Origin of the sequence: Duganella lactea (assembly GCF_009857505.1) — a bacterium.
In the GTDB taxonomy this organism is placed as follows: Bacteria; Pseudomonadota; Gammaproteobacteria; order Burkholderiales; family Burkholderiaceae_D; genus Rugamonas; species Rugamonas lactea.
In genome coordinates, this window is the sequence record NZ_WWCP01000011.1 from 85,383 (window position 1) to 102,654 (window position 17,272).

At 65.6% G+C, this 17,272-nt stretch carries 14 protein-coding genes; 3 read left to right on the top strand and 11 right to left on the bottom strand.

Features of this window, described 5'->3' with window-relative positions; all coding sequences use genetic code 11:
• Positions 1-11: 11 nt before the first annotated feature.
• The 9 genes from GTP44_RS11545 to GTP44_RS11585 all read right to left on the bottom strand — a co-directional run bounded on the left by GTP44_RS11545 (position 12) and on the right by GTP44_RS11585 (position 13,797).
• Positions 12-539 (bottom strand): EF-hand domain-containing protein, encoded by a 528-nt coding sequence (locus GTP44_RS11545; RefSeq protein WP_161019541.1) that lies wholly within the window; start codon positions 537-539, stop codon positions 12-14.
• A 93-nt stretch (positions 540-632) separates the two neighbouring features.
• On the bottom strand, positions 633-1,631 hold the full coding sequence (locus GTP44_RS11550) for a succinylglutamate desuccinylase (protein ID WP_161019542.1): 999 nt from the start codon (positions 1,629-1,631) through the stop codon (positions 633-635).
• Positions 1,632-1,635: 4 nt separating this feature from the next.
• Entirely contained in the window at positions 1,636-6,354 is a 4,719-nt protein-coding gene (locus tag GTP44_RS11555) for an NAD-glutamate dehydrogenase domain-containing protein (RefSeq protein ID WP_161019543.1), read from the bottom strand.
• Positions 6,355-6,423: 69 nt separating this feature from the next.
• On the bottom strand, positions 6,424-7,758 hold the full coding sequence (astB, locus tag GTP44_RS11560) for an N-succinylarginine dihydrolase (protein WP_161019544.1): 1,335 nt from the start codon (positions 7,756-7,758) through the stop codon (positions 6,424-6,426).
• A gap of 12 nt (positions 7,759-7,770) precedes the next feature.
• Complete coding sequence (astD, locus tag GTP44_RS11565; RefSeq protein WP_161019545.1) at positions 7,771-9,252, bottom strand: succinylglutamate-semialdehyde dehydrogenase; 1,482 nt, start codon at positions 9,250-9,252, stop codon at positions 7,771-7,773.
• Entirely contained in the window at positions 9,245-10,300 is a 1,056-nt protein-coding gene (gene astA / locus GTP44_RS11570; RefSeq protein WP_161019546.1) for an arginine N-succinyltransferase, read from the bottom strand. The genes astD and astA overlap by 8 nt, the downstream gene beginning before the upstream one ends.
• Positions 10,301-10,314: 14 nt before the next feature.
• On the bottom strand, positions 10,315-11,352 hold the full coding sequence (locus tag GTP44_RS11575) for an arginine N-succinyltransferase (RefSeq protein WP_160989034.1): 1,038 nt from the start codon (positions 11,350-11,352) through the stop codon (positions 10,315-10,317).
• Between the two features lie 113 nt (positions 11,353-11,465).
• Positions 11,466-12,710 carry an acetylornithine/succinyldiaminopimelate transaminase gene (locus tag GTP44_RS11580; RefSeq protein WP_161019547.1) on the bottom strand — a complete coding sequence of 415 codons (1,245 nt, stop codon included), beginning with the start codon at positions 12,708-12,710 and terminating at the stop codon, positions 11,466-11,468.
• Positions 12,711-12,858: 148 nt separating this feature from the next.
• Complete coding sequence (locus GTP44_RS11585; protein WP_160989032.1) at positions 12,859-13,797, bottom strand: GlxA family transcriptional regulator; 939 nt, start codon at positions 13,795-13,797, stop codon at positions 12,859-12,861.
• An 81-nt stretch (positions 13,798-13,878) separates the two neighbouring features.
• On the opposite strand from GTP44_RS11585, the gene GTP44_RS11590 reads away from it, so the two are divergent.
• From GTP44_RS11590 to GTP44_RS11600, 3 genes are all read left to right on the top strand, one after another.
• Entirely contained in the window at positions 13,879-14,340 is a 462-nt protein-coding gene (locus GTP44_RS11590; RefSeq protein ID WP_160989031.1) for a MarR family winged helix-turn-helix transcriptional regulator, read from the top strand.
• Positions 14,341-14,358: 18 nt separating this feature from the next.
• Positions 14,359-14,640, top strand: coding sequence for a hypothetical protein (locus GTP44_RS11595; RefSeq protein ID WP_160989030.1), 282 nt, complete (start codon positions 14,359-14,361; stop codon positions 14,638-14,640).
• Between the two features lie 89 nt (positions 14,641-14,729).
• The gene (locus GTP44_RS11600; protein ID WP_160989029.1) at positions 14,730-15,566 is read left to right on the top strand and encodes an HDOD domain-containing protein; all 837 of its coding nucleotides are present in this window, start codon (positions 14,730-14,732) and stop codon (positions 15,564-15,566) included.
• 127 nt (positions 15,567-15,693) lie between these two features.
• Here GTP44_RS11600 and GTP44_RS11605 read toward each other — a convergent pair whose 3' ends face one another.
• Positions 15,694-16,389, bottom strand: coding sequence for a helix-turn-helix transcriptional regulator (locus GTP44_RS11605; protein WP_202424053.1), 696 nt, complete (start codon positions 16,387-16,389; stop codon positions 15,694-15,696).
• A 73-nt stretch (positions 16,390-16,462) separates the two neighbouring features.
• Entirely contained in the window at positions 16,463-17,266 is an 804-nt protein-coding gene (gene eutC / locus GTP44_RS11610) for an ethanolamine ammonia-lyase subunit EutC (protein WP_161019548.1), read from the bottom strand.
• Between the last annotated feature and the right edge of the window lie 6 nt (positions 17,267-17,272).

Genomic DNA, 17,272 nt, shown 5'->3' on the forward strand with positions numbered 1-17,272 from the left:
GCTAGCAGAACTCAGGCCATGGCGTCGACGTTGTTGCCGAGCTTGTCGGCGCTGGTGGTGCTGGTGGTGCTGGCGCCGGACTTGGCGGCTTGGGCTCTGTCATAGACGAGTTGTTCTTGCTCAGTGACGGTGCCGTCTTCGTTTTTGTCGGCGGCTTCGTAGGTTTTGGTGCTGCTGGAGACCGTGGCGCTCGTGCCTCCTGCGCCGCCAGCTCCACGCGCTCCCTGAGTTCCGCCTTCACCGCCGCTTTGTGGGCGCTGCGGTTTGAAATCACCACTCTTGATGGCCGATTCCAGATCGCTCTTGGTGATCGAACCGGTGCCTTCCTTGTCGATCGCTTGGTATTGCTTGGTCGCGTCCTCTGACGAAACGCCTTTGGATTCGAGGCCTTTGACGAATTCGTCTTTGGTCACCGAACCGTCGGTGTCGGCGTCCATGTCGCTAAAGACTTTGGTGGCGAGGCGCGAGGCGGCTTTCGATGGGTCGAACGTGGTGGCGCTGGCGGCGGTGCTGCTGGACAGGCTGCGGATGGTACTCATGGCTCTTACTCCGTAGTTAAGGACAATGTATGTACTTATTAACGAACCAAACCATGTATCGATAAGCCCGCAGAGTGTAAAGGCGGGTAAAGATCAGCCAACCCGCACCACCATCAGGCCCGCACGCAGCCCCACCCGCACGTCGGGATTCGGGAACACCACCAGTTCTTCCGGATGCTGCACCGTGTAGATGGTGTCGCCATCGCGCGCAATCTCTTCACCCTGTTTCATGGCGGTGAAGTTATGCGTCTCCTTACCGAAAGCCATCTTGAACTGGTCGCTCAACTTGATGATCTGGCGGGCGGTGTTGAAGATGTGTGGCCGCTGCGCGCCCGCGCGTTTCGGCGCGCCGCGCAGCAGGTCGTCCAGCGCCTGCGAAGCATCCTTGAACTGCGCCAGGTCGTTCTGACCCAGCATGCCGATGCGGCCCAGTTCTATCGTGGTGCCGGCCGCCGCGTGGTGCTCGGCCGAGTAATAGCTGTAGGTGCCCACCGACGCCGGGTTCATGATGATGGCGCCGATGCCGGCGAGGCCCAGCCAGTCGATCAGCCGCGCGCGCGGCGCGTCGGCAATCAGCTCCGGCACGATGGCGAAGGTTGGATACACCGAGGGACGAATCGCCGTATGCAGGTCCAGATGCCAGCGCACCGGGCCTGCATCCTTGAAGAACGCGGCGGTGGCCGCGATCATCACATCGGCACGCGCGGCTTCGGCGGTGCCTTCCAGTGTGCCGCGCTGTTCGCGGAACATCCGATTCAGGTCGGCGTCGATGAAGCGTTTGCCGGCACGGATGGCGCCGATATTGCCGACGCAGAGCATCAGGTCCACCGCCAGCGCGGAGGGCTGATGCGACAAGGCGTCCAGCAGATAAGCCACCACTTCGATCGGCCCCGTCTCGTCGCCGTGCACGCCGACGGAGATCAGCACCGCCGGGCGAACGGCGGCGCTATCGCCGGCACGAATCGTGATGATGCCGTCCGCCGGCTCGGCGACCGTGAAGCCGGCCGCCATGAAGCGCGGCGCGATGGCGCTGAAGTCCGCCTCCGCCAGCGCGCGGACGGCTGGCGGCAATGCCGCTGGCAAATCGCTCATCGGCTTATGCCGCCAGCGCCAGGGTGCTGGCGTTGACCGCCTCGGACAAGGCCCACACGTCCAGCATCGCCTGTTCAAGGTCCGTGGCCGCAGCATAGCCCGACAAGCCCAGCGTGTTGGCGACGACTTCCACCGCCTCCACCGCCTCCAGCGCCGAATGGCCGCCGGTCGCCTGCTTCAGCACTTGCGACAGCAGGCGTTGCTGCGTGCGGCGCAGCGCGTTCTGTGCATAGGCGCGCAGCTGTTCCTGCGAACGGCTGGTGGCCGGCAGCTTCAGGCCACGTTCCAGCGTGTCGATGCCGATCTGCGCGCGCAGCGCCAGGCCTACTTGCAGGAAGGCCGGCAAGTCCATGCCCGCCGGGCGCGATACCGACAGCGCCGCGAACACAAACGCCGCCACCGCGTCGAGCGCATCGACCGCCATCCAGGCGCGCACGAATTCCACGCGCAGACCGGCGGTCAACTCGGCTTCCGACTGACCGCTGGCTGGCGTCAGTTGCGCCAGCGTTTCCGGTTGAGCGAACAAGCGGGTCAGCTCGGCCACGCCTCCCTGTGCCTGCAACTGCTCGGCCGACACCGACAACGCGCCTTCGATGACGGACTTCTGCAGCACGCGGGTATGCGCATCGACCTTGATCGATACGGCGCGCGGCACCTTCAGTGCATCTTCGTCCAGCGTGTTGAAGATAGGCGCCAGATTCAGCGCGGACCATGCCTGGCCCCAGGCCAGGATCACATCCGCTTCATCGACGCTATGCTCGCCGGCCAGCTGGCGCAGCATCAGCGGGCCGCAGCGGTTGACCGATTCATTGGCCAGCACGGTGGCCAGGATGGCGTTGGCCAGTGGGTGCGCCAGCGCCGGACGCGTGGCCACCAGCAGATCCGGGAAGTACGGCTTGAGCACCGACTCGGCCCAGCTGTTGCCGGTCAGCGGCAGCGCCGACAGAATGCGCTTGTAGCGGTTCTTGACGTTGGCGATAACCACCGCCAGCTCCGGCGTGGTCAGGCCGCGGCCATCGGCCTTGCGGCGCGCCAGTTCGGCCACCGACGGCAGTTGTTCCAGCTCGCGCGACAACGCGCCCTCTTCTTCCAGCGACGCGATCAGCGCGGCGTAACCGTCCTGCACATCCGGGTCGGCCTGCGCCTGCAATTCGCGCACCAGCAACTGCGTTTGCAGCGTGTTGTCGCGCAGGACCAGGCGTTCGATATCGTCGGTCATCTCGTTGAGGATGCGGTTGCGGTCCGCTTCGCTCAACTGGCCGGCGTTCATTTCCACGTCCAGCCACATCTTCGCGTTCACCTCGTGGTCCGAGCAATCCACGCCGGCCGAGTTGTCGATCGCATCGGTGAAGATGCGGCCGCCGGACAGCGCGAATTCGATACGGCCGGCCTGCGTCGCGCCCAGGTTGCCGCCCTCGGTGACGACCTTGCAGCGCAGCGCATTGCCGTTGACGCGGATGTTGTCGTTGGCGCGGTCCTTGACCTGCGCATGCGTTTCGGTCGACGCCTTGATGTAGGTGCCGATGCCGCCGTTGTAGAACAGATCCACCGGCGCCAGCAGGATGCGGTGCATCAGCTCTTCCGGCGCCAGCGCGGTTTCTTCAATATCCAGCACGGCGCGGATTTCAGGCGACAACGCGATCGAACGCGCCGTGCGCGGGAACACGCCACCACCTTGTGAGATCAGCTCCTTGTTGTAGTCCTCCCACGAGGAGCGCGGCAGCGCGAACATGCGCTCACGCTCCTTGAACGACACTTCCATGTCAGGATTAGGATCGAGGAAGATGTGGCGGTGATCGAACGCCGCCACGACTTTCAGTTTGCGCGACAACAGCGCGCCGTTGCCGAACACGTCGCCCGACATGTCGCCCACGCCGACCATGGTCACCGGCTGCGCGTGGATGTCGTGGTCCATTTCGTAGAAGTGGCGCTTGACCGCCTCGAACGCACCCTTGGCGGTAATGCCCATCTTCTTGTGGTCATAGCCGTTGGAGCCGCCGGAGGCGAAGGCGTCGCCCAGCCAGAAGCCGCGCTGCACGGCGATGCCGTTGGCGATGTCGGAGAAGGTCGCGGTGCCCTTGTCGGCCGCCACCACCAGGTATGGATCGCTGTCGTCATAGCAGACGGTATCCACCGGCGCGACGATGTTGCCCAGCACGCGGTTGTCGGTCACTTCCAGCAGGCTGGAAATGAACAGGCGGTAGACCGCTTCGCCTTCCGCCGCGATGACTTCGCGCGCGGCGTCCTTCGGCATCTGCTTGCATACGAAACCGCCCTTGGCGCCGGCCGGCACGATGACGGCGTTCTTCACCATCTGCGCCTTCACCAGGCCGAGCACCTCGGTGCGGTAGTCTTCCATGCGGTCCGACCAGCGCAAGCCGCCGCGCGCCACCGGGCCGCCGCGCAAATGCACGCCCTCGAAGCGGCGCGAGAACACGAAGATCTCGCGGAACGGGCGCGGTTCCGGCAGCAGCGTCAGATTGCTGGTGTCGAACTTGAAGATGATCTTGTCGCCCTGCTGCGCGTTCTGGAAGTAGTTGGTGCGCAGCGTGGCGCCGATCAGCGTGGCCATCGCGCCCAGCACTTCCTCGCTGTCGGCGTGGTTGATGGCCGGCAGGCGGCCGCGGATGTCGGCCATCTTGTCCAGCGCGGCGGCGCGGGTGGCTTCGTCGTTCGCCGGATTGAAGCGCTGCAGGAAGACGTCCACCAGTTCCTTGACCAGCACCGGCTGCTTGCGCAGCGTCTCCGCCATGTAGCGCACCGAGAACCGCGGGCTGGCCTGCCGCCAGTAGCTCATGTAGGCGCGCACCAGCTGCACTTCGCGCACACTCAGGCCGCCTTCGATGACCAGGCCATTCAGGCGGCCATCCTCGGCTTCGTTGTTGAACAGCGCGGCGAACAGCTCTTCGGCCACCGGCACGATTTCCGGCTTGGCCAGCTTGGCCGCGCTGGCGGCGTCCACCGACAGGCTGGTAACGTAGTGACGCTCACCGTTCACGCGCAGCGAGTGCGCCTGTTCGCGGTCGATCGCCACGCCGGCGTTATGCAGCGCCGGCAGAATGGTCGACAGCGACGGCACGCGCTCCACCGAATACAGGCGGATGGTGGTGTGGCCGTTGTCGGCGTCCACGCGGGCGTGAACACGCGAGGTGTCCGGGTGGCGCAAAATGGCGCCCAGATCGTGGAAGGCGGCCGATGGCGTGGTGCTGGCGACGTAGTCGGTCGGCAGCGTGGCGCACAGCTTGCGCAGGCTGGCGCGCAGCGGTACGTTGGTGACGGCGTCGGCCAGCACGGAGAATTTGTCGTGCCAGCCGTCCAGCACCGCCAGCAACGGCTGCTGAATATCGGTTTCCAGATCCAGCGGATAGCGGGCGCCATGGGCGATCAGGTAGACGCGGGCCAGCGGGCCGTCGGCCACCAGCGTCTGCGAGCTGACGTGCTGCGCGCCGGAACTGGCTTGCAGCGCCTTGGCCAGTGCCGAGGCAACGCTTGCGCTGTAACGCTCGCGCGGCAGGTAGACCAGCACATTCAGGTGGCGCGCATACACGTCGCGGCGGGCGAACACCTTGGCGCGCGGCTGTTTGTACAGCGAAACGACGGCGCCGCAGACTTCGGCCAGCCATTCAGGTTCCGCTTCCAGCGCCTCGGTGCGCGGCAGCGATTCGAGGATCTCGACGAACTTCTCGGCGCGGAAACCTTCCTGGCGCACGCCGGCGATGCTCAGCACACGCGCCACGCGGCCACGCGCGAACGGCAGGCGATTCAGCGGTGTGACGTTGCCGGCGCGGGTGAACAGGCCAACAAAGCAGTACTCGCCGAGGATCGCACCCTGCGCGTCGGTGTGGCGAATGCCGATGAAGTCCAGTTGCTGGTCGCGGTGCAGCGTGCCATCCACGTCGGCCTTGACGATCGACAGCGTGTGGGCGCGCTTGGACAGCGTGTCGAAGTCGCCGGGGATGTTGGCCAGGCAGGTGCCGTAGACCGGGTGCGAGGTATCCTGCAGCACGCCGATGCGGCTTGGGATGTCGCGTTCCAGTTCGCGCACGCCCGGCTTGACGGCGTAATAGGCGTAGCCGAACGGCTCGAAGCCTTCGGTCCTGGCCCAGTCGAGGAAGGCGGCGACTTCCTTGCCTTCTTCGCCATGGGCGGCGGCTTCGGCGCCGATGCGGCTGAAGTGTTCCAGCATGGAGGCGCGGTCGCGGCGCACCACGGCTGCGTCCCGCGAGACCATAACGATACGGTCGGTCAGCGCACCGATTTCCGCTTCCGGCAAATCTTCAGACAGCAGCACCAGAACATACGATTCCAGCTTGGCGCCATGCTCGCCCACGGCGGTCACCACGCCGTCGGCGTTGCGCGCCACCGGCAGCACGGCATTGAGCACGCTGTTGGCGGTCACGCGCAGTTTGCGCATGGCCATGACGATCGAGTCCACCAGATACGGCATGTCATCGTTGAGGATCAGCAGCGCGGTGGCTTTGCCGCCGCGGCCATCGTCGTAGTGCAGCCGGGCGATCTGCGCACCGCTGCCGCTACGTTTGGAGGCTTGGGTGAAACCATCCGCCAGGACCGGCGCCAGGCTGTCGGGCGCGGTGCCCGCCAGGTCTTCCGCGTCGATGGAGGCCAGCCATGCGCTGACCAGGGCAGCGACTTCGGTGGCGGGCTTGTTGACGTTGACCAGCTCCAGTGTTTGCTGGCGCAGGTCTTGTGGCGTTTGTTTCATCTTTGCTTCTCCAATACGTTATAGGTATTTTGTGCTGCAAGGGGCCGCGCCGGCTTGTGGCTGCGCGGTTTAGTCGTAGAGTCCCGGAAGACCAAGAAGTCGGCTCAACTCTTCCAGTGCATTATGCACTTCTATCGCCAGTTGTGGGTCCGCCAGATCGGCGGGTTCCAGCCGGTCGCGGTAGTGTTTTTCCACCCACGCCACCAGCGTGTGATACAGCGCTTCGGTCATCAACACGCCTTGATGCATGGCGGCGGCTTCGGCGTCGGTCAGCGCCACGCGCAAACGCAGGCATGCCGGACCACCACCGTTGCGCATCGACTGGCGCAGATCGAAATGTATCAGTTCATCGACAACGCCGCCACCCGCCACAAGGTTTTCCAGGTAGCGCGCCACCGAGCCGACTTCCTGGCACTCATGCGGAATCACCAGCGCCATTTTGCCATCGGCCTTGCTCAGCAACTGGCTGTTGAAAAGATAGCTGGCGACGGCATCGGCCACCGGCACGTGGGCGGTGTCGACGCGGATCGCGTTCAGGTCCGCGCCCACCGCGCCCATCGCACGGCGCAACTGATCGAGCGCGCCTGCTTCATCGGCGAATGCCTGCTCGTGGTAGAACAGAGCATTGGCGTTACCTACCGCGATCACGTCGTTATGGAACACGCCTTGATCGATGACATCGGGATTCTGCTGCACATAGACGGTACGCTCGGCCGACAGGCCATGCAGTCGCGCGACGGCCTGCGAGGCTTCCAAAGTCTGGCGTGCCGGGTACTTGCGCGGCGCGGGCGCCCCGGCGTCAAACTCGCTACGGCCGTAGACGAACAGTTCGACGCCAGCGCTGCCATGCTCCTTGCACAGGCGCGTGTGATTGGCCGCGCCCTCGTCGCCAAAGGCCGGCGTGCCAGGCAGCGCGTCATGCACGGCGAAGTGTTTCTCATCCTTGAAGATGGCGCGCAGCGCGCGCGCCGACTGCTCGTGCTCAAAGGCGCGGTGCAGCTTGTTGTTCAGGTTAGCGGCGGTGAAGTGGGTACGGCCATCGGCGCTGTCGGCCGAGGGGCTGACGGTGGCGGCGTTGGCGGTCCACATCGGCGAGGCCGAGTAAGCACAGGCCAGGATCACCGGCGCTTCCCTGGCGGCCTTCGACAACACCTCGGCGTCCGTGCCGGTGAAGCCTATGCTGCGCAGCAGGCGGAAATTCGGCCGGTCCTGCGGCGGCAGCAGCGCCTGGCCGAAACCCCGCGCCGCCAGCGCGCGCATCTTGGCCAGGCCTTGCAGCGCGGCCAGCTTGGGATTGGACGCGCTCTTGACGTTGCTGAACGAGGCGACGTTACCGAACGACAGGCCGGCGTAGTTATGCGAGGGGCCAACCAGGCCGTCGAAGTTGAATTCGCGTGCGGACATGAGGCGTTACCTTCAGAAGTGCATGCCGGGCGACAGCTTCGCCGGCATTTCGAGGACGTTGTTTTCGATCGACGCGACCGGATAGGCGCAGTAGTCGGCCGCGTAGTAGGCGCTCGGACGATGGTTGCCCGACTGGCCCACGCCGCCGAACGGCGCGCTGCTGGCGGCGCCGGTGGTCGGACGGTTCCAGTTGACGATGCCGGCGCGGGCACGCACCTGGAAGATCTTCCACAGCTTTTCGTCGTTGGAGATCAGCGCCGAGGCCAGGCCGAAGGCGGTGTTGTTGGCGGCGTCGATGGCGCTCTCGAAGTCCGGCACGCGGATAATCTGCAGCAGTGGGCCGAACCACTCTTCGTCCGGGATGCCCTTGGCGTCGGTCACGTCAACGATGCCGGCCGAGACGAAGCCGGTATTGGCATCCAGATGCTTCATCTCCAGCAGCAGCTTGCCGCCGCGCGCGACCATGTCAGCCTGCGCCTGCACCAGCCGTTTGGCGACGGCGGCGGAGACCACAGGCCCCATGAACGGCGCCGGTTCGGCATCCGATGGGCCGACGGTCAGGCGGCTGGCCACATCGACCAGGCGCGCGACGATGGCGTCACCCGCCGCGCCGACCGGCAGGATCAAACGGCGCGCGCAGGTGCAACGCTGGCCGGCCGAAATGAAGGCCGACGAAATCGCCATGAACACGGCGGCGTCGGTTTCTTTGGCGTCCCAGATAACGAGCGGGTTGTTGCCGCCCATTTCCAGCGCCAGCATCTTGCCCGGCTGGCCGCCGAATTGTTTATGCAGCGCGGTGCCGGTCTGGCAGCTGCCGGTGAACAGCACGCCGTCCAGCAGCTTGCTCTGGCCCAGCGCGACGCCGGTATCACGGCCGCCATTGACCAGATTCAGCACGCCATACGGCAGACCGGCCTTCTCCCACAGCTGCACCGTCTTGACGGCGGTGCGCGGCGCGTACTCGCTTGGCTTGAACACCAGCGTGTTCCCGGCGATCAGCGCCGGCACGATGTGGCCATTCGGCAGGTGGCCGGGGAAGTTGTACGGGCCGAACACGCCGAACACGCCGTGCGGACGATGACGCAGCACCGCTTCGCCGTCGGCGACCTTGCTGTGCGTTTCGCCGGTGCGCGCGCCGTAGGCCTGCACCGAGATGTCGATCTTGTTGGCGATGGTGGTCACTTCGGTGCGCGCTTCCCACAGCGGCTTGCCCACTTCCTCGGCGATCAGCAGCGCCAGCTCCTCGGCATCCTGCTTGAGCAGATCGCGGAAGCGGGTGCAGACGGCGATGCGGTCTTCCAGCGGCGTCAAGGCCCAGGCGTCGAAGGCGGCGCGGGCGGCGGTGGTGGCCTGCGCCACGTCCTGCGCGGTGGATGCGCGGCTGGACCAGGTCTGCTTGCCGGTGGCCGGATTGATGGTGATCAGTTCCGCGCCGCTGCCATGCAGCCACTCGCCGTTGATGAAGTTACTGATGTTGGTCGTTGCATTAGCCATTGTTCTTCCTCGGATTGAGAGTCAGGGTGCGCACGGTGTCGCCGCTGTGGCAGCGCAGGAGGTCTTGCTCCTCCTCCGGCAGGGAGATGGCGCCGTTGACCGGCACCGCCTGCGACAGAATCATGCGGAAGTCTTTCATGTTGGTGTTGGAGACCAGCATAGGCTCGGTCTCGCCGCCGGCCGGCGCGCAGGCGGCATCCCAGTCGGTCGCCGGGCCGATATCGGCCAGCGTGCTGTCGCGCATGGCGCGCAGTTCGGACACGCGCGCCTGCAGCACCGGGCCGGCGTCGAAGATGTCGACATAGCCTTCAAAGTACATGCCTTCCTGTTCCAGCAGGCGACGCGCCGGAGCGGTCGAGGTGTGGACCTTGCCGATGACTTCCCGCGCGTCCTCCGGCAGGTAGGCCACGTACAGCGGCTGGCGCGGCATCAGCTCCGCGATGAAAGACTTCTTGCCGACGGCGGTCAGCGCATCGACATGGTCGAATTCCATCTTGAAGAAGTGGCGGCCCAGCCCCTCGTAGAACGGCGACCGGCCGCTCTCCTCCTGGTAGCCGCGCATCTCGGCGATCAGCTTTTCGGTGAACAGATGCGGGAACTGCGCGATGAACAGGAAGCGGCTCTTGGACAGCAGCTTGCCGTTGTTGCCGCTGCGGTAATCGGGATGCAGGAACAGCGAACACAGTTCGGTGCTGCCGGTCAGGTCGTTCGACAGGTACAGCGTATCCATGCGGGTGAACACTTCCAGCTCGCGGCTGGAGTGCACCAGGGTGCCGATGCGGTAGTTGTAGAACGGTTCGTTCAGCCCCACCGCGCCCTTGATGGCGCACACGCCGGCCAGGCGGCCGTTGTCGGTATCCTCCATGACGAACATGTAGTCGCGCTTTTCGGGCGGGATGGTTTCGGCGAACGAGGCGACGGCGATGTTCAGGCGGTCGCCCATCATCTTCATGTCCGGCTTGAGCGTGGTCATGCCGCTGCCCACCTGGGTGGCCATCACGTACAGGGCGTCGAGGTCTGTGGCTTGGATTGCGCGTACTACTAGCATAGGGGGTCTCGTTTTTATATTCTGACGCAGATGACGGTGTCGCCTTCGGCGACGTGCAGCGCTTCCTGTACCTCGACAGACAGCGCCACGCTGAGTTGCGCGTCGAGCGCCGGGCAGTGCGTGATGACGGCGCGGAAGTCATGCTCGGAACCGGACGACACGGCGTAGCGCAGTTGCGGCTCGCGGCCGCGGTCCGGCTGTTCGGCCGACGTCGACACGCGCCGTTGCAGCGCGCCGGTGAAGGTGCGCAGCGAATTCTTGTGCGCCTGCAGAATCGGGCCGCCGTCGAAGATGTCGATGTAGTCGTCGGCCTCGAAGCCTTCGGCGGTCAGCAGGTTGAACGCCAGTTCGCCCGACGGATGGATCTGGCCCATGGCCGCCTGCGCGTCGCCCGGCAGCAGCGGCACGTAGACCGGATAGTGCGGCATCAGTTCGACGATCAGCGTGCGGTTGCGGGCGCCGCCGATGGTGCGTTCGGCGTCGAGGAAATCCATCTGGAAGAATTTTCGGCCCAGCGCATCCCAGAACGGCGAGCCGCCGTCGCTGTCGGTCACGCCGGCCAGCGGCACGAAGAAACGGTCGGCGAAGCGGTGCGGCGCCACCACGGCCAGCATCAGACGGGCGCGCGACAGCAGCGCGGCTTCGGCGGTGCCGTGTTCACGCTCGCCGACGTAGAACGACGACAGTTGCGAGTAGCCGGTCAGCTCGGAGCACAGCGTCAGCGCGTGCACGCTGTGGCTGATGTTGAGGTCACGCGAGACCTGCTGGATCACGTCGTTACGGAAGGAGAAGTAGGTGCCGTTGGAGCCGGCCGCCGCATACATGGCGGCGGTGCCGACGATTTTTTTCTCGTCCAGCGATTCCAGCACCAGCAGGTAGCCCTCCTCGCTCGGCAGATCGACCTGGGCGGCGAACGAGGCGATCGACAGTTCGACCATGGCGCGGATTTTCTCGCGCGTTTTGGGCAGGGTATGCACTCCCGGCATGGGGACCGCGGCCAGCGCTTCGAGGGCCGGGATATCCGCAAGTTCGACCGGACGGACTACATACATAGAAACTCCTTAAATAGTGGCCGTAAACGTCGTTCCCGCGCAGGCGGGAACCCATAGAACGCTGGCGACACACGCTCAGCATGGATCCCCGCGTGCGCGGGAATGACGGGGGATCAGGCGGCTTTCAGCAAACCATCCAGCGACAAGCGCAGGATGCGATCCGCCTCGGCGATCTGCTCGTCGGTGACGATCAGCGCCGGCGCCAGACGCACCACGTCCATGCCGGCGATCAGCACCATCAAGCCATTGGCTTCAGCGGCCTTCTGAATATCTTTCGAACGGCCCTTCCACGCGTCGGTGACCACCACGCCCAGCAGCAGGCCGGCGCCGCGTACCTGCGCGAACACCTGCGGATAATCGGCCGCCAGCGTCTCCATGGTCGAACGCAGCTTGGCGCCGGCTTCCTTGACGCGCGCCAGGAAGGCCGGCTGGTTGATGGTTTCCAGCACCGTCAGCGCGATGGTCGCGGCCATCGGGTTGCCGCCGTAGGTGGTGCCGTGCGAGCCGACGTTCAGCGTGGCGGCCAGCTCGTGGGTGGTCAGCATGGCCGCCACCGGGAAGCCGTTGCCCAGCGCCTTGGCCGAGGTCAGGATGTCCGGCACGATGCCGTAGCTCATGTAGTGGAACAGCTCGCCGGTACGGCCCATACCGCACTGCACCTCGTCGAAGATCAGCAGGGCGCCGGTTTTGGTGCACAGGTCGCGCAGCTCCTGCAGGAAGGCTTTGTCGCCCGGCACCACGCCACCCTCGCCTTGCAGCGGCTCGACGATCACCGCGCACACATCATCGCCGATGGCGGCGCGCGCCGACGCGATGTCGTTGTAGGTGATGTGATCGATCGATGGCGGCAGCGGCTCGAAACCCTCGGTGTATTTCGACTGGCCGCCGACCGACACGGTGAACAGCGTGCGGCCGTGGAACGACTGGTAGCACGAGATGATGCGCGATTTATGCGCGCCGAACTTGCTGTGCGCGTGCTTGCGTGCCAGCTTCAGCGCGGCCTCGTTGGCCTCGGCGCCGGAGTTGCAGAAGAAGGCGCGGTCGGCGAAGGTGGCTTCGGTCAGGGCCAGGCCGAGGCGCAGCACCGGCTCGTTGGTGTAGCCGTTGCCCAGGTGCCACAGGGTGTTGGCCTGGCGGGTCATGGCCTCGACCAGGATCGGATTGCAATGGCCCAGCGCGTTGACGGCGATGCCGGAGGTGAAGTCCAGGTAGTGTTTGCCCGACTGGTCCCACAGGTCCAGGCCCGAGCCTCGGACCGGCACCATCGCCGCTGGTGCATAGGTCGGCACCAGGACCTCGTCGAACGTCTGACGGGTCACAGGACGGTTGAGGGCGGTCGTATCTACTTTGGCATTCATGGCATTCCCTATCAAGATGTGGGTCATGCGCGGCACAGCGCCGCGTGGACCCATTGTAAAAGCCGGGATGCTAAAGTTCTTTTCAAATGGCGACAAGAATTTTTACTTTTGGCCGCAAAGTAAACTTGCCAGAATACAAACCCCGGTGTCAGGCCTGGAGTTTGCGCTGGCGTTCTTCGCGCGGGGTGTTGCCGAACAGCGCGCCGAAGGCGGTCGAGAAGTGCGAGCCGGAGGAGAAGCCGCACATCAGCCCCACCTGGACGATCGAATGGTTGGTTTCGAGCAAGAGCTGGCGCGCGCGCTGCAACCGCAGCTCCAGGTAGTAGCGCGACGGCAGGCTGCCCAGGTATTGCTTGAACAGCCGCTCCAGCTGGCGCCGCGACAGGCCCACCAGGTTGGCGATGTCGTCGGTCGACAGCGGTTCTTCGATATTGGTTTCCATCAGCGTCACCGCTTCCGACAAGCGCGGCTGCAGCGCGCCGAAGCGGGCTTGCAGCGCCACGCGCTGGCGCTCTTCGCCGCCGCGCACGCGCTCGATGCACAGGCTTTCCTTGACGCTGGCCTGGACGCCGGCGCCGAACAGTTGCTCGATCAGCGTCAGCGCGAAGTCGATCGAGGCGGCGCCGCCGCAGCAGCTCAGGTGCCGGCCGTCCAGCGCGAACAGTTGCGGGGTCAGGATGGCGCGCTCGGTGACCGGGTCGCTGTCGGCCGCCAGCGCCCATGGCAGCGCGATGCGCACGCCACCCATCAGCCCGGCCCTGGCCAGCCACAGCACGCCGGCGCCGACGCCGCCCCAGTAGCTGGCGGAGCGGCAGCGCTCGATGACGGCGCGCGCCTGCTCGGCCGGCAGCGGCGGCTGTTGTTCATCCGCCACCAGCAGCGCGATGTCCCAGCCCGGCTGCGCCAGCACCACCTGCGCCGGCGTCATGGTTTGCAATTGCAGCGCGTCGCGGCCGACCTGGGCGGCGGCCAGCCGCAGCGGCTGCACCAGCCCGGCCCAGCTCAGGGCGTCCGCCTCGCCGGCGTTGATCAGCAACAGCCGCAGGGGTTGCTGCCGGGCGAGACTGGAAAGGGGGGCAAAGGACATCAGCGGTTCGTGGCTTTCTTGGAAGTGCGCATAGTGTACCTCGCCGGAAAGCCGGATGCGAAGCGGCTATAATCTTGAACTATGGGTGAACGCTTCTTGAAAAGCATCCGGCTGCTGGCCGAGTGTATGCAAGGCTACGAAAGGCTGTCCGGCGAGTATGTGCGCCGGTGCGGCCTGACGCACGCGCAGTTCGACATCATCGCCACGCTGGGCAACACGCCCGGCATGTCGTATAAGGAACTGGGCGACAAGACCTTGATCACCAAGGGCACGCTGACCGGCGTCATCGAGCGGCTGGAGCAAAAAGGCCTGGTCGAACGTCAGCGCAGCGACTGTGACAAACGTTCTTTCTTTGTGCGGCTGACCAAGGCGGGCGAGCAGACCTTCTGCACCGCGTTTCCGGCAGTCGTCGCGCAAAGCGGCAAAGTGTTCAAGGATTACTCCGAGGACGACTTTGCCCGGCTGGAAAGCGCGCTGTCCGCCCTCAAACAGGTGATCATGGCCGGCCAGGCAGCAAGTGCGCCCCACCGTGAATGCGATTAAAAAACCAAGGATACAGATTTGAAAACCTCTCTGCTGGACGGCATTAAGCCTGCCAAATTCGACAAACATATCATCGGCAACCTGTTGCTGGACGTGGCGCCGCCGGACGAAGTGCGCCAGGAAGCGCTGATCGTCGGCGTGCGCAACGCCGACGGCCAGATCTACCGCCTGATCGGCGCCTCGACCCACAACAGTTTCATGAACGCGGTCGAGGAATTGTTCGACCTGGGCCTGACCGACGAGCTGCAGGAAACCGATGAGCCCGTAGAGGGCTGCGACGCCATCTTCAGCGAGCAATAACCAATTTGCTTGCTTGCGGGGAAAACCGTCATAAAAAGTCATGCTTTAAAAAGTTCCGCAAAGAAATATTGCGAGTATAATTTTTGGCAATGGACAGACTCGACGCCTTCAAGCATATCGCTGCTCAAGCGAGCCGGGGGGACATCACGTTCCCGGCCAACGTCAACGCTTCGCTGCGCCTGCAGCAGGCCTTGAATGACCCTGACTGCCACGTTGAAGAGGCAGCCAGGCTGATTCAGGCGGACCCGTTGCTGGCGGCGCGTAGCGTCGCCATCGCCAACTCGGTCGCCTACAACCGCTCCCGGACCGAAATTTCCAGCGTGCGCGCGGCCGTGCAGCGGCTCGGCGTGCGCACGCTGCAATCGCTGGTAGCGGCGCTGATCGTGCGCCAGATCGGCAGCCAGGTCAGCGAGCCGTCGCTGGCGGCCAAGATCAACCAGCTGTGGGAGCACACCGCCCATGTGGCCGCGCTGTCGCAGGTGATCGCGCGCCGCGTCACCCACGTCGATCCGGATACGGCGCTGTTCGCCGGCATCGTGCACGAGGTGGCCGGATTCTACATGCTGTCGCAGGCGGGCGACTATCCGCAGGCGATGGAAGGCGAGCCGGAGGATTGGGTCGAGCATGGCGAGATCGCCATCGGCCGTGGCGTGATGGCGCATCTGGGCGTGCCGGAGAGTGTGGTGCAGGCGATCGAGGCGATGTGGATCGGCTTGCGCGCGCTGCCGCCGGAGACCATGGGCGACACGCTGCTGCTGGCCAACGACCTGTCGCCGGTGCATTCGCCGCTGTATCAGCGCCCCGGCGCCGCCACCTTGCAAGGCGCGCGCACCATCGATTTCGTGGTCGGCGAAGGCACGCTGCACGCCATCATGACCGAGTCGGCGCAGGAAGTGCAGTCGCTGTACGCGGTGTTGATGCTGTAAAAAAAAAGCCCGCTAGGCAGCGGGCAAAGTCCAAAACTAGGGATCTCCTCCAGAGGAGACGGTTCCAGAATACTCCCCCGCCCGCTCGCACTCTGTGCGCTGGTTCACATAACGGGATGTTTCGCGGTTAATGCTCCTCGCGCAGGCCCAGCTCCTGTCGCCAGGTCTTCAGCAGCTCGCCGCGCCGCGCCGGATAGCGCTGGCCCAGCGATTCCACGGCGGCAATGCGGTCGATGCGGAAATGCCGGTACGCCTCGCGCAGCTCGCACCAGGCGGCCAGCAGGCGGCAGCCTTCGAGAAAAGCCAGCGCGAACGGCCACACCACCCGCTCGGACGGCGCGCCGTGCTCGTCGCGGTAGGACATGCGCAGCCGGTGCTGGTAACGGATGGCTTCGCGTACCGGTCGGACGTGGATATCGGTGGCGTCCGGCTGATTCTGGCCGATCGGCACCCACAAGCTGGTTTCGGCCATGTCGTCACGCAGGTCTTTCGGCGTGGCGGCGGCGATTTTCGCCAGCGCGTTGTTGGCGGCGGCGGCCAGCGCCTCGTCGCCTTGGCGGCGCACCCAGCGCGCGCCCAGCACCAGCGCCTCCAGCTCGTCGGCGCCGAACATCAGCGGCGGCAGGAAGAAGCCGCTCTTGAGCATGTAGCCGACGCCGGCCTCGCCCTGCACCGGCGCGCCGAGGCCGGCCAGCGTCTGGATGTCGCGGTAGATGGTGCGTTCGGAAACACCCAGCTGTTCAGCCAGGCGCGCGGCGGTGACGGGTCGCCGATAGCCGCGCATGGCGTCCATCAGCATGAAAAGGCGGCCGGTGCGGCTCATGGTGCGGTCTCACTCCACGGTGATTGATACAAGCGGTGAAGCTTGACCGCTGCCGGGCCGCCGGTCAAGCAGCTCACTCCAGCAGAAAGTTGCGCGGTGACGCCTCCAGGCTGGACCGCAGCTGCGCCGTCTCGTCCTTGAGGGCGACGCCCGACACCTGGCGGCGACGCGCCTCGCTCAGCAGATAATGCAGCTTGAACGCCGCCGCCTCGTAATCCAAGCCCTGCGGACGGACGTTGGAAATGCAGTTGCGGCCGGCATCGCTGAGCCCAAGTCGCGGCGCCCAGCTCAGGTACAAGCCCATGCTGTCGGGCGAGCTCAGACCGGGACGTTCGCCGATCAACACCACCACCATGCGCGCGCCCAGCAGTTCGCCGACCTCATCCCCCACCGCCACCCGTCCCTGACGGACCACGCTGAGCGGCGCCAGCGTCCAGTGCTCCAGCGCCAGCCGCGCCCGCAAGGCGTGCAGCAGCGGCGCGGCGTTTTGCGCCAGCGCCAGCGAGGACAGGCCGTCCGCCAGCACCAGCGCCAGGTCGACTCCGGCCGGGTCGCGCGGCAAGGCTTGCAGTTGCGCGCGCGAGGCCGCGTCGAGCCGCCGCCCCAGATCAGGCCGTTGCAGATAAACGCTGCGGCTGGATGCCGCGCTGTGCAGTTCCAGCAGCGGGCCGGGCAGATCCAGCGCCGCCAGCGCCGGCCGCAACGCCGCCACGTCCAGCGGCGCGTGCACGGCGTCGCGCGCGCGCGCATGATCGAGCTGGAAGGCCAGTTGCGCGGCGGTAGGCAGGCTGACGCCGGCGCGGCCAAGGCCGATGCGCGCGTCGGTGTGGCGGCGCAGCGCGCGCCAGGGGTTCTCAACCACCAGGTCTGATTTCATCGGCGC

What these genes read in the sequence shown, in the direction of transcription:
- GTP44_RS11545 (WP_161019541.1), bottom strand. Translation starts at nt 539, where the DNA reads ATGAGTACCATCCGCAGCCTGTCCAGCAGCACCGCCGCCAGCGCCACC.
- GTP44_RS11550 (WP_161019542.1), bottom strand. Translation starts at nt 1,631, where the DNA reads ATGAGCGATTTGCCAGCGGCATTGCCGCCAGCCGTCCGCGCGCTGGCG.
- GTP44_RS11555 (WP_161019543.1), bottom strand. Translation starts at nt 6,354, where the DNA reads ATGAAACAAACGCCACAAGACCTGCGCCAGCAAACACTGGAGCTGGTC.
- astB (WP_161019544.1), bottom strand. Translation starts at nt 7,758, where the DNA reads ATGTCCGCACGCGAATTCAACTTCGACGGCCTGGTTGGCCCCTCGCAT.
- astD (WP_161019545.1), bottom strand. Translation starts at nt 9,252, where the DNA reads ATGGCTAATGCAACGACCAACATCAGTAACTTCATCAACGGCGAGTGG.
- astA (WP_161019546.1), bottom strand. Translation starts at nt 10,300, where the DNA reads ATGCTAGTAGTACGCGCAATCCAAGCCACAGACCTCGACGCCCTGTAC.
- GTP44_RS11575 (WP_160989034.1), bottom strand. Translation starts at nt 11,352, where the DNA reads ATGTATGTAGTCCGTCCGGTCGAACTTGCGGATATCCCGGCCCTCGAA.
- GTP44_RS11580 (WP_161019547.1), bottom strand. Translation starts at nt 12,710, where the DNA reads ATGAATGCCAAAGTAGATACGACCGCCCTCAACCGTCCTGTGACCCGT.
- GTP44_RS11585 (WP_160989032.1), bottom strand. Translation starts at nt 13,797, where the DNA reads ATGTCCTTTGCCCCCCTTTCCAGTCTCGCCCGGCAGCAACCCCTGCGG.
- GTP44_RS11590 (WP_160989031.1), top strand. Translation starts at nt 13,879, where the DNA reads ATGGGTGAACGCTTCTTGAAAAGCATCCGGCTGCTGGCCGAGTGTATG.
- GTP44_RS11600 (WP_160989029.1), top strand. Translation starts at nt 14,730, where the DNA reads ATGGACAGACTCGACGCCTTCAAGCATATCGCTGCTCAAGCGAGCCGG.
- GTP44_RS11605 (WP_202424053.1), bottom strand. Translation starts at nt 16,389, where the DNA reads ATGAGCCGCACCGGCCGCCTTTTCATGCTGATGGACGCCATGCGCGGC.
- eutC (WP_161019548.1), bottom strand. Translation starts at nt 17,266, where the DNA reads ATGAAATCAGACCTGGTGGTTGAGAACCCCTGGCGCGCGCTGCGCCGC.